The sequence below is a fragment of the Borrelia sp. HM genome (assembly GCF_019669085.1).
GTDB lineage: Bacteria > Spirochaetota > Spirochaetia > Borreliales > Borreliaceae > Borrelia.
Window position 1 is genome coordinate 687,121 of the sequence record NZ_AP024401.1, and the last position, 20,257, is coordinate 707,377.

21 protein-coding genes are annotated in these 20,257 nt (G+C 26.8%); 15 read left to right on the plus strand and 6 right to left on the minus strand.

The features are described 5' to 3' along the window. Positions 1 to 78: 78 nt before the first annotated feature. Positions 79 to 1,767 (minus strand): histidine kinase, encoded by a 1,689-nt coding sequence (locus K5563_RS03225; RefSeq protein ID WP_221037765.1) that lies wholly within the window; start codon positions 1,765 to 1,767, stop codon positions 79 to 81. Positions 1,768 to 1,991: 224 nt separating this feature from the next. Here K5563_RS03225 and groL point away from each other — a divergent pair, with 224 nt between their 5' ends. From groL to K5563_RS03255, 6 genes are all read left to right on the plus strand, one after another. Continuing rightward, positions 1,992 to 3,626, plus strand: a complete 1,635-nt coding sequence (gene groL, locus K5563_RS03230; protein ID WP_221037545.1) for a chaperonin GroEL — start codon at positions 1,992 to 1,994, stop codon at positions 3,624 to 3,626. Positions 3,627 to 3,695: 69 nt separating this feature from the next. After that, positions 3,696 to 3,992, plus strand: coding sequence for a hypothetical protein (locus K5563_RS03235; RefSeq protein ID WP_221037546.1), 297 nt, complete (start codon positions 3,696 to 3,698; stop codon positions 3,990 to 3,992). 15 nt (positions 3,993 to 4,007) lie between these two features. Continuing rightward, entirely contained in the window at positions 4,008 to 4,316 is a 309-nt protein-coding gene (gene yajC / locus K5563_RS03240) for a preprotein translocase subunit YajC (protein WP_221037547.1), read from the plus strand. 97 nt (positions 4,317 to 4,413) lie between these two features. Continuing rightward, a complete protein-coding gene (gene secD, locus K5563_RS03245; protein ID WP_221037548.1) occupies positions 4,414 to 6,183 on the plus strand; it encodes a protein translocase subunit SecD in 1,770 nt (589 codons plus the stop codon). Beyond that, on the plus strand, positions 6,164 to 7,066 hold the full coding sequence (gene secF, locus K5563_RS03250) for a protein translocase subunit SecF (protein WP_221037549.1): 903 nt from the start codon (positions 6,164 to 6,166) through the stop codon (positions 7,064 to 7,066). Before secD ends, secF begins: the two co-directional genes overlap by 20 nt. Positions 7,067 to 7,089: 23 nt before the next feature. Further along, positions 7,090 to 8,244, plus strand: a complete 1,155-nt coding sequence (locus K5563_RS03255) for a hypothetical protein (RefSeq protein WP_221037550.1) — start codon at positions 7,090 to 7,092, stop codon at positions 8,242 to 8,244. 5 nt (positions 8,245 to 8,249) lie between these two features. Here the strand turns inward: K5563_RS03255 and K5563_RS03260 are convergent, their stop codons facing one another. Continuing rightward, positions 8,250 to 9,089 (minus strand): DnaJ domain-containing protein, encoded by an 840-nt coding sequence (locus tag K5563_RS03260; RefSeq protein WP_221037551.1) that lies wholly within the window; start codon positions 9,087 to 9,089, stop codon positions 8,250 to 8,252. Between the two features lie 125 nt (positions 9,090 to 9,214). Between K5563_RS03260 and psgB the strand changes: the two genes are divergently transcribed. Next, entirely contained in the window at positions 9,215 to 10,351 is a 1,137-nt protein-coding gene (gene psgB, locus K5563_RS03265) for a HemN-related non-iron pseudo-SAM protein PsgB (protein WP_221037552.1), read from the plus strand. Here the strand turns inward: psgB and rpiA are convergent. Then, positions 10,338 to 11,024: a ribose 5-phosphate isomerase A gene (gene rpiA, locus K5563_RS03270; protein ID WP_221037553.1), complete on the minus strand. Its 687-nt coding sequence runs from the start codon at positions 11,022 to 11,024 to the stop codon at positions 10,338 to 10,340. The genes psgB and rpiA overlap by 14 nt on opposite strands. Positions 11,025 to 11,257: 233 nt before the next feature. On the opposite strand from rpiA, the gene gpmA reads away from it, so the two are divergent. Then, complete coding sequence (gene gpmA, locus K5563_RS03275) at positions 11,258 to 12,004, plus strand: 2,3-diphosphoglycerate-dependent phosphoglycerate mutase (protein WP_221037554.1); 747 nt, start codon at positions 11,258 to 11,260, stop codon at positions 12,002 to 12,004. Between the two features lie 87 nt (positions 12,005 to 12,091). On the opposite strand, the gene lysS is transcribed toward gpmA, so the two are convergent. Both lysS and era read right to left on the minus strand, forming a co-directional pair. Next, positions 12,092 to 13,657, minus strand: a complete 1,566-nt coding sequence (gene lysS, locus K5563_RS03280; protein ID WP_221037555.1) for a lysine--tRNA ligase — start codon at positions 13,655 to 13,657, stop codon at positions 12,092 to 12,094. 85 nt (positions 13,658 to 13,742) lie between these two features. Then, positions 13,743 to 14,615, minus strand: a complete 873-nt coding sequence (gene era / locus K5563_RS03285) for a GTPase Era (protein ID WP_221037556.1) — start codon at positions 14,613 to 14,615, stop codon at positions 13,743 to 13,745. Between the two features lie 87 nt (positions 14,616 to 14,702). On the opposite strand from era, the gene K5563_RS03290 reads away from it, so the two are divergent. Genes K5563_RS03290 through K5563_RS03300 form a run of 3 tightly spaced genes read left to right on the plus strand, consistent with a single transcriptional unit; the run spans position 14,703 to position 15,925 of the window. Further along, positions 14,703 to 15,059: a hypothetical protein gene (locus K5563_RS03290; protein ID WP_221037557.1), complete on the plus strand. Its 357-nt coding sequence runs from the start codon at positions 14,703 to 14,705 to the stop codon at positions 15,057 to 15,059. Between the two features lie 12 nt (positions 15,060 to 15,071). After that, on the plus strand, positions 15,072 to 15,488 hold the full coding sequence (locus K5563_RS03295) for a hypothetical protein (protein WP_221037558.1): 417 nt from the start codon (positions 15,072 to 15,074) through the stop codon (positions 15,486 to 15,488). A gap of 2 nt (positions 15,489 to 15,490) precedes the next feature. Then, on the plus strand, positions 15,491 to 15,925 hold the full coding sequence (locus tag K5563_RS03300; protein ID WP_221037766.1) for a DUF192 domain-containing protein: 435 nt from the start codon (positions 15,491 to 15,493) through the stop codon (positions 15,923 to 15,925). Here the strand turns inward: K5563_RS03300 and K5563_RS03305 are convergent, their stop codons facing one another. Further along, a complete protein-coding gene (locus K5563_RS03305; RefSeq protein ID WP_221037559.1) occupies positions 15,926 to 16,561 on the minus strand; it encodes a hypothetical protein in 636 nt (211 codons plus the stop codon). It abuts the gene before it with no gap. 58 nt (positions 16,562 to 16,619) lie between these two features. Between K5563_RS03305 and K5563_RS03310 the strand changes: the two genes are divergently transcribed. The 4 genes from K5563_RS03310 (at position 16,620) to K5563_RS03325 (ending at position 20,252) form a co-directional block, all read left to right on the plus strand. Next, positions 16,620 to 17,579 (plus strand): hypothetical protein, encoded by a 960-nt coding sequence (locus K5563_RS03310; RefSeq protein ID WP_221037560.1) that lies wholly within the window; start codon positions 16,620 to 16,622, stop codon positions 17,577 to 17,579. Continuing rightward, the gene (locus K5563_RS03315) at positions 17,572 to 18,570 is read left to right on the plus strand and encodes an N-acetylmuramoyl-L-alanine amidase (protein ID WP_221037767.1); all 999 of its coding nucleotides are present in this window, start codon (positions 17,572 to 17,574) and stop codon (positions 18,568 to 18,570) included. The genes K5563_RS03310 and K5563_RS03315 overlap by 8 nt, the downstream gene beginning before the upstream one ends. Then, the gene (locus K5563_RS03320; RefSeq protein WP_255571085.1) at positions 18,560 to 19,099 is read left to right on the plus strand and encodes a flagellar filament outsheath protein; all 540 of its coding nucleotides are present in this window, start codon (positions 18,560 to 18,562) and stop codon (positions 19,097 to 19,099) included. The genes K5563_RS03315 and K5563_RS03320 overlap by 11 nt, the downstream gene beginning before the upstream one ends. Positions 19,100 to 19,199: 100 nt before the next feature. Next, the gene (locus K5563_RS03325; RefSeq protein WP_221037562.1) at positions 19,200 to 20,252 is read left to right on the plus strand and encodes a flagellar filament outer layer protein FlaA; all 1,053 of its coding nucleotides are present in this window, start codon (positions 19,200 to 19,202) and stop codon (positions 20,250 to 20,252) included. Positions 20,253 to 20,257: the final 5 nt, after the last annotated feature.

The following is a 20,257-nucleotide window of genomic DNA, read 5'->3' on the forward strand; positions in this document are numbered from 1 at the left end:
TATTATTTAAGATTAAGTACTTTAATGTCCTTATAAAAATAATTTTATAACGGTTTATTAATATTTTGCTACTGATAGCTATTTATTTTCATTTTTTTTTATATTTGGGTAAAAAAGTAGTGTTTTTATTTTTGAATTTATTTTGATTTTATTATCAAAATTGTTATTAATTGGTAGTAATAGCAAGTTTAAACTCAAAGAATAATTTTTTAAATCTTCGGCTTGTATTGTATTGTAAGAACCCCCTATGTTTAAAATAAACCATCTCTTAAGGCCTCTTTTTTCAATTTTATAATTAATTGTGTATATAATATGCTTTTCAATATTTAAGAAGCTAATGTAAAAATTACTTTTTTGATCATTCCCTTTAGATATTAAAAATTCTGTTCCATTAATATATCCTTTTGTATCTTTTTTTATCTCAACAATTTTCTCATAAGTATCAAAATCATTATATCTTGCCGTAATTTTTAAGTTTTTTCCTTTTTCAATTTCAAAAATAGGCATTTCAAAACTTGAATATTCAATTAAAGAATTTAGGTTACCTGTTTTTACATTTTTGTTATTGTGATTTATAACAGAAGGCCATACGATTTTAAGCGATATGAAAAAGCTTGCAAGGCTTTCGTCTAGAAAGAAGTCAATTATTGATTTCTCTTTTGTATTAAAATTTAGATATTGCCTAATTCCTAAAATTTTATCATTTGAAAATGAAAATGAACTCTCAATAGTTGGTTCTATAATTATGCTTTTTTTTGATATAATTTTAATATAGGTTTTGCAAGAGTCTAAAAATTCAGCTTGTCTATCTTTATGTTTTATTTTATTTAGCTTTCCTGATTCAAATTTAACATAATATTTTTCATGGGATAATGTAAAATTGCCTTCCATGTTATATTCAAGATTTTTATTTGTAATAGTCTCTAAATTATTTGAGTGATGTTCAAAATTTTTATTCACTAAAAATTCTTTTAAAGAGTTTTCGTTTATTTGGTATTCTTTTAGTCTTTTGTTTTGAAATTGAAATATTAATGATTGTTCTTTTAATGAATTAAACTCTGGAATTTCTAAGAGTTCTATGTTTATTTTTTTTCCTTCTAGGTTTTGTATTTTAATGCTATAAAAATTTGTATCCATTTCTTTTAGATACAGTAAAAAATTCTTTAGTTCTTGGTTATTATAGACGTCTTTAATTTCGTGGAAGTAAATAAGTGTATCTACATTATATTTTTTTGTTTCAGGTTCTTGAATTTCTGATAAAAATTGGCAGTTTTTTTTATAAAATACCAAATATTTTTTATTATTTTTTGCAGTTCTTATTCCTTCTATATAGTTAAAATTAAGGTTTCTGTAGAGTTCTAGTACTTTTTTTCTTAGTTTTTCCATGTTATATATGTAGAATGTATGTGGATTATCTTTAAATAAATCTTTGTATCCGCTTTTAAATGGGTTTTTTAAAGCCCAATATAAATCCACATGTATTTCATCGTGTAACATATACTCATGAGGACTTCCGCTATACGTACTTGGTATGTAAATATCTTCATTGTTTTTAAGTCTTTTAAAAAACCATTGGTTTAATTCTGGATTTAATTTTAAAATTTCAAAAAAGTATGTTGGAAATATCCAATGTATTGTGTAATTTAAATTTTTATTTTCAATTAAATATTTAGCATTTGATAAAATGGAACATAGTTTATTTTCTGCAAAAGCAGTTATTGAAATGATAACAATGTAAGTTCTTGCATTTCTAAATTTTCTGAACATCATAAAAAATCTTTACATAAGTATATATTAGATTTAGTATACATGGTATTGATTTTTCAGTAAATTGTTTCAAAAAAGAGGTTTTCTTGATTTTTATATAATTTGTGCTTGATTAATGAATAAAAAAAAACTATATTTTTATAGTGATACGTGTTAAAAATAATATTTTATTTATTAACTTTAAAGTTTATATTGTATATTTTTATGTTTAAGGAGTAAAATTTATGGCTAAAGACATATATTTTAATGAAGATGCTAGAAAAAATCTACTCAGCGGCATTGAAAAATTATCAAATGCTGTAAAGGTAACTCTTGGTCCTAAAGGGAGAAATGTTTTAATTGATAAAAAATTTGGTTCTCCTACTGTTACAAAAGATGGAGTGAGTGTTGCTCGTGAAATTGAGCTTGATAATGCGTTTGAAAATATGGGAGCTCAGCTTTTAAAAGAAGTTGCGATTAAGACAAATGATCTAGCTGGTGATGGAACTACTACTGCTACTGTACTTGCTTATGCAATTGCAAGAGAGGGACTTAAAAATGTTTCTTCTGGTATTAATCCAATTGGAATAAAAAAGGGTATAGATCATGCTGTGGCTTTAGCTGCTGATAAAATTCGTAAATCTGCTAAAAAAATTACTACCAAGGAAGAAATTGCACAAGTAGCATCTATTTCTGCTAATAATGATACTTCAATAGGTGAAAAAATTGCTGAAGCAATGGATAGAGTTGGAAAAGATGGGGTTATTACTGTTGAAGAGTCAAAAACTTTTGATACTACAATTTCTTATGTTGAAGGAATGCAATTTGACAGGGGATATTTGTCTCCTTATTTTTCTACAAATAAAGAAAATATGAGTGTAAGCTTTGATGATGCTTATATATTAATATGTGAAAAGAAAATTAGTACAATTAAAGAACTTTTGCCAATTCTTGAAAAAGTTTTAAATACAAATAAACCTTTGTTAATTATTGCTGAAGATATTGAAGGAGAAGCTCTTGCAGCACTTGTTTTAAATAGTGTTCGTGGTGCTTTGAAGGTTTGTGCAATTAAATCTCCTGGGTTTGGTGATAGACGAAAGGCAATTCTTGAAGACATTGCTATACTTACTGGAGGAGCTCTTGTTAGTGAAGAATTGGGACTTACTCTTGAAAGCGTTGAACTTGAGCAGCTTGGACAGGCTAAATCAGTAAAAGTTGATAAAGATAATACTACAATTATTAATACTGGTAATAAAGATAAAATAAAAGAGCGTGCTGAGCTTATTAAAAAACAAATTGAAGAAACAAGTTCTGAATACGATAAAGAAAAGCTTCAAGAACGTCTTGCAAAACTTGTTGGTGGAGTTGCTGTTATTAATGTTGGTGCTGTTACTGAATTGGAACTTAAGGAGAAGAAGCATAGAGTTGAGGATGCTTTATCTGCGACTCGAGCTGCTGTTGAGGAGGGGGTTGTTCCTGGTGGAGGCTCAACTCTTATTGAAGTTGCTATGTATCTTGAAAACGTTGATACAAGTAAGCTTACTTATGAAGAAAAACAAGGTTTTGAAATTGTGAAAAGAAGTCTTGAAGAGCCAATGAGGCAAATAATATCTAATGCTGGATTTGAGAGTTCTATTTATATTCATCAAATTAAAACTGAAAAGAAGGGACTTGGTTTTGATGCAGCTAACTTTAAATGGGTGAATATGATAGAGAGTGGTATAATTGATCCTGCTAAAGTTACAAGAAGTGCTCTTCAGAATGCAGCTTCAATTGCAGGCTTATTATTGACAACAGAATGTGCTATTACTGAGGTTAAGGAAGAGAAAACTAGTGCTGGTGGTGGATATCCTATGGATCCTGGAATGGGAATGATGTAAATTGTTAGTTTTGCCTTTAGATTTCTACTTTAGTAGATAGATGTTTGTATTGTTATTAGGAGCTAAACTTTGAGTGAAGATGAGTTTGTATTTTGTATAGGGTATGATGGCTCTAAGGCAATAATAGATAAAGAGCTTTTACGTCAATATAAAGATAAAAATGTAGAGGAGCTTTTCAAGCTTGGATTTTATAGGAGTGCTTTTAGCAAAGCTCTTTTCAAAAATGATGATACTCTTATTAGATATTTAATTGAAGAGTATAATAAGATTAGTAAATCTAGTTATAGTAAAAAAGAGGAGCTTGAGCTCCTCTTTGGAGTAGTTTATCCGGATAATATTGCTAGTATAAAAGTTACTTATGTTTAAGAATTAGGAAATTTTATGTTTTTATTACAAGAGTTTAGTCATAACAGTAGTGTGTTTAGAAGTTTATTAGTTTTTATTCCTGTAATTGCTATATTTTGGTTTTTAGTAATATCTCCTCAGCGTAAAGAAGATAAAAAAAGGAAAGAGATGATCAAGAATCTTAAAAAGGGTGATAAGGTATTAACCGTAGGTGGAATTTTTGGAATTATTAAAAAGATCAGTGATGATGAGGTTGTACTTGCGATTAATTCAACTTCTGAAGCAAGGTTTATCAAAAGTTCAATTGAAAAGGTTTTTTTTGACGAAAGTAAAGATGCAAGTTAAGGTATTAAAAATTAATAATATAATATAGTGTAAATGTTATTTTTTAGGGTAATATTTATTTTAAATAAACTTAATATAATAAGGGTGTTGTTATTATATGAATAGAGTTTCTAAATTTATACTAATACTTTTTGTAACGTCATTTGCTTATTTTTTGATATTTCCTACTTTAAATTGGTATTTTTTTACTAATGATGAGGATAAAAGGATTAGCTCTTATTCTAAAGAGATGTTAAGAGATTATTCTAAGAATAAAGCTTTAAATTCTCTTGTCAGACTTAAGGAGTTATACCAAAAAGATCCCAATGCTCAAATTCCAGATGATTTGAAGTATTTGATTCCAATTGCAAAAAATAACTATAAAGTTTATGGAAAAAATTTTCCTAAAACTTATAATTTACAAGTTTTAAGAAATGGATTTTTAACAGATGCTGATATTGAAGAGCTTAGTCTAGAGATTTATAGGTATTATGACAACATAAAGAAAAATAAGAATAGAATAATCCAATTGGGACTTGATTTATCTGGTGGAATGAATATTACTATTTCTCTTAATTATTCAAGTCTTGAGAAAAAATTAGGGAGAACTTTGAGTTCTTTTGAGAAAGAAAGTGCTCTTGAGCGTACAATGAAAATACTTAAAGAAAGAGTAGATACCTTTGGTCTTACAGAACCTAAAATTACAAAAGAAGCAGGTGGAAATAAAATTTTTTTAGATATTCCAGGAGAAAAGGATGAAAAGCGAGTTGATTCTCTTTTGAGTACTAAGGGTAATTTGACTTTTTATGTGGTTGATAATGAGGCTACATCCATGCTTAATACTAAAATATTAGAAGCTGGACCACTTTATTCTATTTCTGATATTAAGGATAGTATGAAATTTAACGATAATGACAATAAGAAAGTATTTCCATTTTATGTTAAAGATTCTTATGGTATTGATGATGAAGCTACGGTGCGTTATTATGTTGTTGATTCTGATGTTGATAGTTCTTTTGACGGTGCACACATTAGTGATGCTGGGATTTCAAATAATCCTCAAACGGGTAGGGATATTGTTACATTTAGTCTAGATAATGAAGGAAGTGAAAAGTTTTTTGGATTTACACAAAGAAATGTTGGTAAAGCTTTGGCTGTTGTTATTGAAGGCAAAATTAAATCAGTAGCTAATATTAATAATGCTATTGCTGGAGGAAATGTTTCAATTCAGGGAGATTCTTTTGATAAAAGAGAAGCCAATGAGCTTGCACTTGTTTTCAAGACAGCAGCTTTTCCAGTTGAGATAAATATAGATGACCTAAGAGTTATTGGACCTACTATTGGAGAAAAAACAGTTAATCTTGGAATAAAAGCGTCTATTCTTGCTCTTATTTTAGTTTTTGTATTTATGATGATATATTACAAGACAAGTGGCTTTGTTGCAGGATTTTCATTGGTTATTTATAATTTAGTTTTAATATTGGCCATGCTTTCAGCTTTTAATTTTACTTTAACTCTTACAAGTATTGCAGGTCTTGTATTGACTATGGGTATGGCTGTTGATATTAATATAATTATCTATGAGAGGATTAAGGAAGAAATTAAAAATGGTAGAAAGTTTGAGAGAGCGTTTGAAGATGGTTTTCAAAAAGCTTTTTGGGCAATCATGGATTCAAATGTTACAACATTTATTGCTGTTCTTTTTTTAACTTTGCTTGGAACAGGACCTATTCAAGGTTTTGCATGGTCTTTATCTATAGGAATTGTAGCCTCACTTTTTAGTAGTTTAATATTTTCAAGGTTTATTTTAGAATCTATTATCTCTTTAAATAAAAATAAATGTGTAAGTATCTCTTGGAGTTCAAATTATGCAAAAAAAGGTATTTAATTTTTTTAAATATGGGAATAAAGTTATTATAGTTAGTTTTTGTGTTATTTTATTGGGCTTTGTTTATACTTTTATGCATCATGGTGAATATAAGTGGGGCATAGATTTTTCTTCGGGGGTTAGTATCAATTTTGTAATAGATAAAGCAGGTATTAAGGATTATGAAATAAAAAAACTATTCTTTTCGGTTTATAAAATATTTGATGTTAATGAAATTATTTCAAGTGATGCTTCTAAGAGCCATTTTTCCATTATAGTGAAGTCAGATGTTACTGATTATGCTCTTAAAAAAGAAATTCAAAGTATTTTAGTTGATAAATTAAAAGCAGAGTTTGGTGTTGTTGTTGAAATTCTTGATTCTTATTTTATTGATTCAAGTTTTTCATCTCTTTTACGAACAAAATCAATTTTATTAGTATTTTTAACATTTATGCTTATTTTGGTTTATGTTTCATTGAGATTTAAGTTAATTTATGCTATATCAGCAATATTTGCAACAATACATGACATACTTTTTGTAATTGCTTTTTTGGGGGTATTTAGAATAGAGATAAATAGTTCAATAATTGTTTCTATACTTACTATTATTGGTTATTCTTTAAATGATACAATAATTATTTTTGATAGAGTTAGAGAAAATTCTAAAAATATTCCAGATACTTCGTTTTTCAATGTTTTAAGTATGAGTATTGGGCAAACTTTATCAAGGACTATCTTAACATCTATTACTACATTTGTTGCTGTGTTTTCTATTTATGTGTTTACTGAGGGTCCTATTAAGGATTTTGCTTTAATATTTATGGTAGGTGTTGTTGTTGGTACTTATTCTTCAATTTTTATAGCTTCTACTGTTCTTTTAAATTTTTATAAAAAGATTAAATAGGTATTTTGTTATAATATTATGATATGAAGTTTTTTGATTTTGGCTCATTAGGATTTTATAGGTTTTTTGATTTTCAGAAACACTTAAATTTTAGTATTTTTCGATATGGTTTGATAAATTATTATTCTTATAAAGAACAAACAACTCTTATTAATGATGCCAATTTACTTAAAGGTAAAATTGTATTTTTAGATAAAGCCCATAAAGATATTGCTAAGATTTCTGATGATACTTATTCAAAGACAAATGAGAGTTTAAATATTAATAAAAAGATATTTCGTGATGTTTTAATTAATATTCAAGGTTTGATAAAAAAGTATTATCCAGAGTCAGAATTTTTAGATTTAGAATGTGATATCCTTTTAAATGATGGAGATACTTTTAATAAATTTTTAGATAAGCTTAGATATTTAAATTTTAGAGTAGATCTTAAGAAAAAAATTGAAGAATTTGACAAAAGAAGCAAAACCCCATACTCTTGTATAAAAATTGCTACTTTTTTTATTAAAGAAGAGTTTTTAGAAAGACTTACAAATTCTATTGATTTTTTTGCTAATGAAGCCAATAATAATAGCCTCGATTTGATCAATAAAGAGATAGGTGATTATTATGAAAGAGTGGAGCAGGTTAAGGTAAGCGAAAATATTAAAGATACACATAAAAAGTTTGTTATAGAGTATGTACAAGAAAAAGTATCAAGGATTATGAGCGAACATAGTCTTGATGTATCTAAGCTGTTAATTAAAATTTCTTTATTAGATATTACTATTCAGTGTTTTGAAAGTTATTATTTGAATTTGTTAGAGCTTCTTAATATTCTTTTCTCAATAAATAATATTATTGAGATTGGCTTGGATGAATTACCTGATGCTATTTTTAATGATTGGAATGAACTTGTTTATTTACATCGGAGAGATTTTCAGAAACTTGTTTTAATATCAGATTATGTTTTTCAAAAAAGAATAATATCTGCTATAAATTCTGGAAGTTGGAAATTTACTTTTTTTAGCCTTTCGCCTCGTCAAGGTGATATTATTCAATTTTCAATTGATATTAACAAAAATTTTAATAATATCGAGGATGGAATTAAAGAGTATGAACTTAAAATAAATAAGCTTAATGAGCTTAAGCTTGATTGGGAACAAAATTTAAAAATTTTTGATCATTTGTTTGTTTAAAATCTTTAATTATAGATTTCTTTTAATCTTTCATAAATTTTTTTTACTTCATCATTTATTATTTTGGGCACATCTACTATTAGCTTAACTTTAAGGTCTCCCTTAATAGTATTTCCAAGTGCAGGCATGCCAAGACCTTTTAATATGAGTGTTTCTCCATTTTTTGTATCTTTTGGAATCTTAATTTTTATTTTTTTTCCTTCAATTGTTTCAAAAATTTTTTCACTACCCAAAGCTATTTCCCATGGGTATACTTTAATTTTTGTTTCTAGATTTCGTTCTTTCAAAGTAAAATTTTTATAACTTGATATTTCAAATTTTATAATTAAGTTACTTCTTTTTCCAGATATTGGATTTATGTTACCCTTTGCGTTGAATTTTAATTGAGTAGTTGCAATTGTCCCTTTTGGAATATTGATTGCTATCTTTTCATTATTTATTACTATAGACTTTTTTCCTCCCATGTACGCATCATATAATGATATTTTAATTGTTATCTCTTTATCTTTAAGTATTCCTTTTGTAGAATTTTCAAAAATATTTGTGAATAGGTCAAAATTTTCAAAATGATGAAAACCAGTGGTTTTAAATCCTTTACTAAAGGATTCTGTATTGAAATTATTGTTAAAATTTGAGCTTCCAAAATTATCATAATTGTTTTTTTTCTGAGGAGATGATAAAACTTCGTATGCTTCATTTATTTCTTTAAATTTTTCTTCAGCAAATTTGTTTCCTTTATTTTTATCAGGGTGGTATTTTATGGCTAGTTTTTTATAGGCTTTTTTGATTTCTTCCATCGTAGCATTTTTTTGTATGCCAAGTATTTTGTAATAATCTTTAGACATTCAAAACCCCTTGATTTTATTTGTTTCTGTTTTTATACTGTAGTTATTTATATTATTTATGTGTAATAATAATATTATATATATTATAATGAAATTTAAATTTTTTAAAGACCGTTTGTACAGTAGTGATTTTTTTAAGTTTAACCGATTTATCTGTTTATATTGATCTTAGCAAATGTCTAAGTTATGATTTTTTTGATAAAATATTGCGTGAATTTTGTTTTTACTTAGAAATTTTAGGTTTTCCAAAAATAAAGACTCTTTATATTAAATATGAAGCTTTGGATTGTTGCAATAATTCTCGTTTAAAAAGTTTTTTAGCCTCTTTATCTGCAAGGTTTGATTTCATTAAATTGGATGAATTTACTTTTGAATTGCATCCTGAAGAAGTAACTCTTTCTCTTTTGTCAGTATTAAGTGATTTTTCTGTTAGTAGAGTTAGTATTGATATAAATAGTTTTTCTTCGAAATTCTTAGGAATCATGGATAATTTTAATGCACCTATAAAGAATTTAAATTCTGTAGTTGATAATATTCATAAATTTTATTTTGATTTGAACATTGATTTAAATATTTGTATTCCTTATCAAGAAAAAGTACATCTGAAAAATGATTTAGAGAAATTGCTGTCATTTTCTCCCAAGCATGTATGTCTTTCAGAATTTTTAGTCGATGAAAGAAATTATATTGGGCATTCTCAAGATGTGTGTTTTGTTAATGATGAAGCTAAGTCTGAAGATTTGTGGTTTTATGCCCTTAATTTTTTAGAATCTAATGGCTATGTAAATTATGAGATTTCAAATTTTGCCTTAAAAGGCCATGAAAGTAAACATAATTTTAGATATTGGGGGCTTAAACCTTATTTGGGCCTTGGGATAGGTTCTGTTAGTTTACTTATTTGTACTCAAGATGGCAGCCCTAAGGCTGTAATAAGGAATGATAATAATTTTTTAGGCAGTAAAGAATCTTCAGCAACTTTTGAGATTTTAAGTGATTTAGATTTTTTTATTTGTCATTTCATTACCAATCTTGGGACTAAAAATGGTCTTAATATTTCTGTTTTAAAGCATAGGTTTGTATATGATCAAGAGGATTTTTTTAAGTTTATTGATTATCTTTTAAGATTAAATCGATCAGTTGTTTTTTTTAACGATATTCTTTATTTAGATGGACATGAAAGGTTTAAGTTGGATTTATATCTTCGATTGATCTCAGAATATTTAGTTAATAATTGTTTTAAAGTGAAATTTAAGTCTCTTTAACTTCTCCATTTTGATAATATACAATTTTTGTGTTTTGATGATTGAAAATTCCAATTTCAAGTATTCCTGGAATTAGTTTAAAGTATTTCTCAGCACCTTTAGGATTTGCAAGGTTCATTTCTATATCTAAAATATAATTATTATTGTCAGTTATTATTGGACCTGCTTTAGATTTACAAGTTCTTAAAGCATAGTTAAAGTTCATTTTTTCTAAATTAGCTGTAATAAAGGCAAGAGCATCTGGAACAATTTCAATCGGTACAGATATTTTTTTTCCTAAGGTTTGTATAATTTTTGTTTCATCTGCAATAATTAATAATTCATCAGAATTATATGCTACTATTTTTTCCATTAAATGAGCTGCTCCACCACCCTTGATTAGAGTTTTTTTGTCTAATAAAATTTTATCAGCCCCATCAATTGTAATATCGATATTTTTGTTAAATTTTGTGAATTTGGACTCATATATAATATTTTCTTTTGCAAGTAAATATTTTGTATCACTGCTTGTTGGATAAAGTTTTAGATTTGTTAAATCTCCCGATTTTATTTTCTCACTTAAATATTTAATGGCGTAGTAAACGGTTGTTCCTGTTCCAATACCAATGTGCATATTGTTTTTTACATAGTGATCAATTGCATATTGCGAAACTAATTTTTTTTGTTCTTCCATTATTAAATTGTCCTTAATAGCATTAGCTTTAGTAATAAGCTTTTACAATACATTATATCATTCAGGATAGTATAATCAACTGTTTTATTTTTTTAATAAAATTACTGATTAATTTTTTATATTTGTGGCTACTATTAGATATCTTTTTAAGTATTAACATTAGTCAGATTTTGTGATAATTTATAGTGAATAAGGTGTTATTAAAGTAATAAAAACATTTCTTAGGAGATTTTATGTACAAATTAGTTTTAGTGCGGCATGGTGAGAGTGAATGGAATAAAGAAAATCTTTTTACAGGATGGACTGATGTTAAGCTTTCTGAAAAGGGTATTGCTGAAGCTTTAGAGGGGGGTAGAGTTCTTAAGCAAGAAGGCTATTTTTTTGATATTGCTTTTAGCTCATTGTTGGTAAGGGCCAATGATACTTTAAATATTATTTTAAGTGAATTGGGTCAGTCTTATATTAATGTAGAAAAGTCTTGGCGACTCAATGAAAGACATTATGGGGCTTTACAAGGATTAAATAAATCTGAAACTGCTGAGAAGTATGGAGAGGATAAGGTTTTAATATGGAGGCGTAGTTATGATGTTCCTCCTATGCCTTTAGAAGAGTCTGATAATCGTCACCCAATTCATGATATAAGATATAAAGGGATTCCTAAAAGGGAGCTTCCTTCAACAGAATGTTTAAAGGATACTGTTGCAAGAGTGATACCATATTGGACAGATAGAATTGCTAAAGTTATTATTGAGGGGAAAAAAGTTATTATTGCTGCTCATGGTAATTCTTTAAGAGCTCTTGTTAAATATCTTGATAATATGAGTGATGATGACATTTTAAAGCTCAATATTCCAACTGGTATTCCTTTGGTTTATGAACTTGATAAAGAGTTAAGCCCTATTAAACACTATTATTTGGGTGATGAGGATAAAATTAAGGCAGCTATGGAATCTGTTGCCAATCAAGGTAAAAAAAAATAAAGAGTTTGATAATGAATAAAAAGAGATCATATGTAGAATATTAATGATCTCTTTTTAGTTTTGATTTTAGTTAGTTTGATACTAGATCTAAATATAGTGTTTTACAATGTTTTCAAATTTATTAATGCCAATTGTTTTAATAAATCCTGCTAATTTTGGTCCCTTTTCCTTGTTAATTAATATAATATATAGTTGTTTAAAGAATAATGGGGTTTCGATTTTGTTTTCTTTTGCAATAATATAAATATTATCCTGAATTTCTTTTTCAGTTATGCTATCAAAATCTTGTTTTAGAAAATCTAGTAATTGTATGATTGCTTGTTTATTGCTATCATTTAAAGGCTGGATATTATCGAATGTGGATCTTAATGAAAATTTAAAATTTTCAGGCGCGAATTTTTGAATCCAGTTAATTGCGCACTCAATTTTATTAATCAGTTTTTCTTTTTGATTTTCTTTAACATCATTTAAAAATTTTAAAATTTTGTCTTTATCACCTTCAAATATTTGACAAATTACGCTTAAATGTCTAAAACCAATTTGATAAGGAATTTCTTTATCTGGTGCTTTGGGTTGAGATAGTTCATAAATTCTTTTAAAAGCTTCTTTTTTGTCTTTTTTAACATCTTCAACTTCATAATATACCCTTTCAAATTTATCGTAGTCCTCATAGATTTTTATTACATCAAGATCAAATGATATTGAAAATTCTGTGTTGGGTTTTGTAGATGCAAATAAGAATCTTGTAACTTCAGGAGTATATATTTCAAGTACATCTTTTAGTGATATCACGTTGCCTGATGAGGAAGATATTTTGCCACCACACCCTTTAATTGATATGAAATCATATTGAAATGTTATAGGAGGAGTGCCTCCAAAAATTTTTACAATCTTTTTTGAAGTATCAAAGCTTCCTCCACTACTGTGATGATCTTTACCAGCAGGTTCAAAGTCAACGTTTTCATATTTCCATCTCATTGGCCAGTCAATTCTCCACAGAAGTTTTACAGCTCCTGTTTTTCTTAAATCGATTGATTCTTTATTTCCGCATTCGCAATAGTATTCAATGGAATAGTAATGATTATAATTTTTTATTATTGTAGTATCTTTATTGCAATTAGTGCAAAAAACACTAATTGGATACCAGTCATCTGTTAATTTTGTTGTCCTATATTCATTTAGGACTTTGGCTATTTCATCTTTATGATCCAATGCAAACTTAATTTGATTTGAATAATCACTTGACATGTATTTTAGGCTTTGATTTATAAATTCTGGTTCAATTCCTACATTAGGTAGATATTTTTCAAATTCTATTTCATTGGCTTTTGCATAGCTTGACTTGTTAGTTTTAGTGTCAGGTACTCTTGTAATGGCTTGTCTTAAATAGGAATTTAGTAATTTTTGATCTGGCATATTGCTAGGTACTTTTCTAAATACATCATAATTATCCCACGAGTAGATAAATCTTACATTTTTGCCTGCATCTTTTAATGCTCTTGCTACAAGATCAACAGAAATAACTTCTCTAAAGTTTCCAATATGAACGGTTCCTGATGGAGTAATGCCTGATGCAACCGTATATTGTTTCTTTTCACCTTTTTCTTCTATAATTTTTTTTGCATAAAAATCTGCCCAATGTGATGTTTTCATAAAATTACCCTTATTTAAAACTTGATTTTATCATTCTATTTTTTTTGTTGCAAGATTTTAAAGGGATGCTTTATGATATAAATTGTTAATTTATTAGGTTTTTAATTATTTTATTGTTCTTGTTCCAATTTTTCCTTAATTTTACTTGTAAGAACAGGTCGCATTTCTTTTCAAATATTTCTGATATTATTTTTCTTGATTCTTCTCCAATTGCTTTTATTCCTTTTCCTCCCTTGCCAACTATTATGCCCTTTTGACTCTCTCCAGCTACAATAATATTTGTTTTAATTAGAAGTTTATTTTTTCTTTCTTCTAAAATTTCAATTTCTGTATATAAAGAATATGGTAGCTCTTCTTTGAGTTTTCTAATAGTAACACCTCTAATTATTTCGCTAATTCTTAGTTTTATTTCTTGATCCGTATAATATTCTTCAGGATAGTAAAGGGGTCCTTCTTTGAGATTTGCATAAATCTTATCTTTGATTGTTTCAATATTAATTTTTTTTTTAGCAGATATTTTGATAATATTTTCTTTTTTTATTCCTTTTGCATCTAAAAATAGAATTATTTCTTTTTCTTTTGTTTTTGGAATGTCAATTTTGTTGATTATTACTAGGAAAAAAATTTTTGATTTGCTAATAATTGTTAGTATTTCATTTTCTTCAATACCAGGTTCATCTTGAATATCAATTACATAAAGAATGAGTTCTGTCTCTTCAATTGCAGAATATATATTATTCATTAATTCTTTATTAAATTTCTTTTTGCTTAGATGAAAGCCTGGTGTATCTATGAAAATGATTTGACCCCTATTATCTGTAAATATTCCTTTTATTTTGTTTCTAGTAGTTTGTGGTGTAGATGAAATAATTGATATTTGGTGCCCACATATTGAATTTAAAAGTGTAGATTTCCCTGTTGATGGTCTACCTATTATTGATATAAATCCTGATTTCATTTTAGCCTTCTTATTTAAATATATAATATATTATATATAACAATTGATGTATACTATTTTTAAGAGTTTTATTTAAAGGATTATAGTTTGAAAAAAATTAATTTTGAAGTTTTTTGTGAACAATGCGGTGAAAGGGTTCAACTTAGTAAGTCTATATGTCCTAATTGTAAAGCCAAGCTTGGTGATCTTGAGTGTCCAAATTGTAAATATGTAGGTGTTGTTTCTGGGTTTGAAAATGGTTGTCCAAAATGTAGTTATAGTCCTTTTGAAGAACTTAAGGAAAGTCCTTTTAAAAGAAAACATAAAATGAAAATGAGTGGATTTTGGAATGATAATATCTTTTTAAAGACAAGATTTAATTTTGGATTTAATGTGAATGTGATGCTTTATTTATTTGCGAGTTTTTTGATAGTATTGTTTATGACATATATTCTTTTTTTCTAGGGATGATTTCACGTGGGAATTACAGTTTTTCATTTATTTGCTATTTTTCTATCTTTTAAATTTGGTGATGATTTTAAATCTGTTGAAAAAAATATTCAAAAAAACCCTATTTTTTATTATGATGTTAAAGAAGTTGAATTTTCTTTTACTGAAACACAAATGTTAAAGTTTAATGGTAAAAGCCCTTTAAAATATTCTTATTTTAATTTTGATAAAAATAAGCTTTATTCGTATACTTTTGTTTTTGATAAAAGATTAATATCTCAATATTCTATATTTCTTGCTATTAAAGAAAAATTTGGTGATGCTACTGTTGTAACTCCTTTTAATTATCTTTGGTATATTGATAATGTTATTATTGCTTTAAATAATAATATCTTAAGAATGACATTGAAATCTTATATTGATAAGGTTGATAAGACAAATTGAAATTGAATGCTCTTTTTTTTGCGTTAATTTTTTATGTCTCCTGTCATAATCATAATTATGATAAAGAAATTATTATAAATAATGATACTAAGTTTTTTGTTAAACTGGCAGTTGATGATTTTACTAGAGCTAAGGGATATATGGGTATAAAGAGCATAAGTGAGAATAATGGTATGCTTTTTATTTTTAAGAAGGAAAAAAATTTATCTTTTTGGATGAAAGATACTCCTATTCCACTTGAAATTGCTTATATTGATTCTGCTGGTGTTATTAAGGAAATTTATAGTTTGGTGCCTTTTTCAGAAAAACCTGTGAATTCTAAATATAAGGTTAAATATGCACTTGAAGTTTTAGAAGGTTCTTTTTCTAGATTTAAAATTAAAGTAGGTAGCAAAGTAAAGTTTAATTTTGATATTAATTCTTTAAGTGTGGAATAGTTATTTGGCTTTTATTTTTTGAAGCTCTTCTTCTACGTGATCTTGCATTGTATCTTTTTCATTTTGCAAGGTATCGTTATCAGATTCATTAGATACATTTTTAATGTTTGTTTCTGCATCATTACCCTTTATGACTTTTTTAAAGATAGAAACTGTTGTTACAACTTCCTCAATAGCATCAAGTATAAAAGATTCTTTTGCGTTCTCTTCAGCTTTAACAATATATATTAAGGAATTATTACCCCTTTCAGTATCATGGATAATCTCCCATGAACCTAGTACTCTATTATTGTAGCTATCACTCATTAGAGATTCTGATATTTCTTGAATTTTATCTGAATTAATATCGAATGTTTCAACTATGCCAAATATTTCTCTTGTTTTTGATTTTTGATACGAATTTAGCTTGGATCTAATGATTATCTCTATTTTTGTATTATTGCTGATTTTTGATACAATAAAGTCATTTTCTTTGTCTATTTTATATTCAATTTTGTTATTATCAAGTATTTTTTTTATTCTCTTATCATAAATTATATTTTTGTCTTTACAACTTATAAAGTTTATAAGTATTAAAACGGAAATAACTATGCTATATTTTAGTTTATATATGTTTAAGATACTTATTTTTAGCATTTTAGTACTTATCATGTAATTATTATAGTTTAATTATAAGGATTTTTAAAGTAAGTTTATGTATTTTAAGAGCAATGATTATTCTTATACAGTGATTCAGTCTAAAAATAATTATGTGCAGAAGTCAACATTTGGGATTTCTTTTGTAATTTTAAATAGAGGTACAAAAATTTTTAGAGAAGATTTATTTGAGTCTCTCTCTAATTTTGATTTTATAAGAGAGATTATTTCTATTGAAAAACAAAGTAATAGGAATTCTGTTCAAACCATTTCAGAAAACTATGATAAATTAAAGTTTATTTTACTTTCTGATAATTTAAATTCTGGTGAAAAAGTAAATTTGGCCATGAAAGAATCCATTTGTAGTTTTGTTTTTGTTTTGCAAAGTGATATGTATTTGTTAAATCCTTTTTGGATTCCTAATATATTTGACGAAGTAGTTAAAAAAAATGTGCTTCTTGTTGGAGGAGAATTTTTTGATAAGGAAGAGGAAGTTATTCCTTCAGTTTTTCTTCCTACTATTGATAAACAGCAAAAATTAAAGGTAATTTTAATAAATTCTGAGAGGGATTATGAGAAAACTTTAGTTACCATGGATTATTGTGGGCTTTATTCTAAAGAGAGGTTTATTCAGTTGGGAGGTTTTGATAGAAGAATTAAAAATGAGTATTTTCAAAGACTAGATTTTGGACTGAGGGCTATTTATTTTGGAGAGAGTGTTCATATTTATAGAAAATTGAGAATACAATATACGGCTTTAAATGTTCCAGAAAATTTGACAAAAGATAGAAGCTTTTTAATCTTTTTGCTTAAAAATTATGTTCCTATTTTTGTAGGAAATGGAATAAAATTTTCGTTCTTTAGATTTTTGAAATTATGTTTAAAATATAGGGTTAATCCTTTTCAGTTTATCAAAGAATTTCAAGAAATTAAACGTGAAACTGTTAAGAATAGCTTGAGATTTAAAGGTGATTTAAAAAGTGCAATTGAGCTTTGGGAAAATAATATTATTGATTAATTTAATATTTTCTTGCTACTTATCTTTAGAAGCCCAAGAAGTTAATTATATTAATATTCTCGATTCATTTAATAATAAATTTTTTAAGTTTAATTTTGACATTAAAAATGACATTCTGACAATTGAACATGAAAAAGGATATCTTAAGATTAAGGTGGGATTTGAATATGGTCTTTCATCCATTGGTTATTATCTTTATATAGATCCTATTCTTTTAAAGAACGGAGAAATCTTAATAACTAAGAAAGCATTGATGCAGATTGAAAATCATTTTAATTCTTTGCAAAGTTATAATAAACCAAGGATAACATCAATAGTAATTGACCCTGGTCATGGTGGTTATGATAGAGGAGCTATGGTGACTCATAGGATAAATGAGTATGATATTACTTTTTTTGAGAAAGATTTTTCTTTAACTTATTCTATGCATCTATATAAACTTTTAAGTAATTATTTTTTAGACAGGAATATTGTATTAACTCGTGTAGATGATGTTTTTGTGTCCTTGCAAGATAGGTCTGAGCTTGCAAATGCTATTAAACCGGATTTTCCTAATAATGTAATATTTTTGTCAATACATGTGAATAATGCTCCAAATCCTAAAGCTAGAGGGATTGAATTTTGGTATTTGCCCCAAGATTCAAGAAGAGAAGTTATAAAAAATTTTAAAGGATATGATATTAGAGGTAATAGATACTTAAGGGAACTTAATGATATACTAGATGTTAAGTATAAATACGAATCCAAAAAATTAGCTGAGATTTTATATGAAACTTTTGTTGATGTTGTATGTGAAACTAAAATTAGATCAATCAGGGAAGAACAGTGGTTTGTCATAAAAAATAGTAGTATGCCAGCAGTATTAATTGAAATTGGATTTTTATCTAATATTGATGATGCAATGTTGATTTTAGATTATAGTTATATGAGTAAGATGAATATGTTAGTACTTGAATCTTTGATTAAGTTTATTGAATTTTATGAGAAGTAATGTGTTGAACATATATTTAAAAAATAGTTACTCTTATTATAATTTTATTAGTCGTACTGTAACCAAATATATGCTTGGAATTCTAGTTGCGATTTTATTTTCAAGTTTTTTATTTTCTTCATGTATGATTATTTTTAATTATGAAAATATTTTCTTTAGAAAAGTATTTTATTTTCATTTAGAACATAAATTGATTGCTGATTTGAGATTTTTAAAAGAGAAAAAAACTATTAAAGAAAATTTGGATCTTGTAGTTAGAGACTTTTTGTTGGGGAATATTAATGGTTTTGCTTTGCAATTTGGTACAAGAGATGTGAAACTTTTATACTCTTTTATTAATAATGATGTATATTGTATAAATCTTTCAAAGGAGTTTTATTATTCTTTTGAAAATGGTGGTTATAATGACTCTGATAAGTTAAGAGTAAATTTGTTTGTTAAATCTTTAGAAGAAACAATTAATTTTAACTATCCTGGATATGTTGGAAAGATTTTGATTTTTATTGAAGGATATATTTTAAATGTTTAAGTGTACCTATTTAGTATGTTTAGATATGTTGTAAGAATATATTTATAAAATTAAGAATCAAGTTCTTATCTTAAGTTATTTTTATGGGAGAAGTTGGTTTATGATTAAAGCAAAAAAACTTATTTTTATTTTATTTTTTTTTCTGTTGTTTAGTTCTATTTTTGCACAAAATATTCCTATAAGTGCATCATCAGGTAATAATTCTCAAAAAAGTGAGCCTGGAGAATTAGTTTTTGACTTTGCAGAACTTGCAAAAGATCCAAACCCAACTAAGCTTGATCTTACCGATTATGTTGATCGTGTATATTCTGGAAATGCGGGTATTCTTAAGTCAGAAGATATGGTATTAGATTTACGGCTAAGTAATTGGGTTGTTCTTTTAACTCCTTCAGCTAGAATGCAGGCTTATGTGAAAAATTCTATTGTAGCCCCAGCTATTGTTAAGAATGAATCTGTTAGATATCCAGGTGATACAATTTTAGGAATTAGAGTGTTTTTTCCAAGAAATTCTCAATCATCTGCAATGATTTTACCTCCATTTAAGATTCCTTTTTATTCTGGTGAGGATGGCAATCAGTTTATAGGTAAGGGATTAATTGACAATGTTAAGACTGTTAAAGAGATAAAGGTGACTGTTTACAGTTTGGGTTATGAGGTTTATCTTGATGCTTTATTTGAAGATATGAGTGGTGTGGAGTATGTTTATCCTTTAGGCACTTTAAAATTTAAGGGTTGGTCGGATTTAGTATGGTCAAATCCGAATTATCTTCCAGGCATGCATTATAGAATTCTACAAGAAAATATTCCTAATTATCCTCTTCCTTCAAGTAGGATGAGATTTAAAGCATTTAGAGTCTTGAAATCTCATAGTTCAAGGGAGCAAAATTGTATTTTTTATGTTAAGGATGTGAGAGTTATTTATGATAAGTTAAACATTGCCTTTGATTCTGACATTGATAGTGAATCTATATTTAAAATTTATAGAACACAAGGGGCAAAATCACTTCAAAAATTGAAGGCGCAAGAAACTCTTAAGAGGATTTTAAAAATTAGGGAAGATGTATCAATGTCAGATGAATCTTTCCAAAATTTATTAGAGAAAGGTAATAATTCTCCTGATACTGGAGCTGGATTACTGACTAAGGAAAAGTAAGTAAT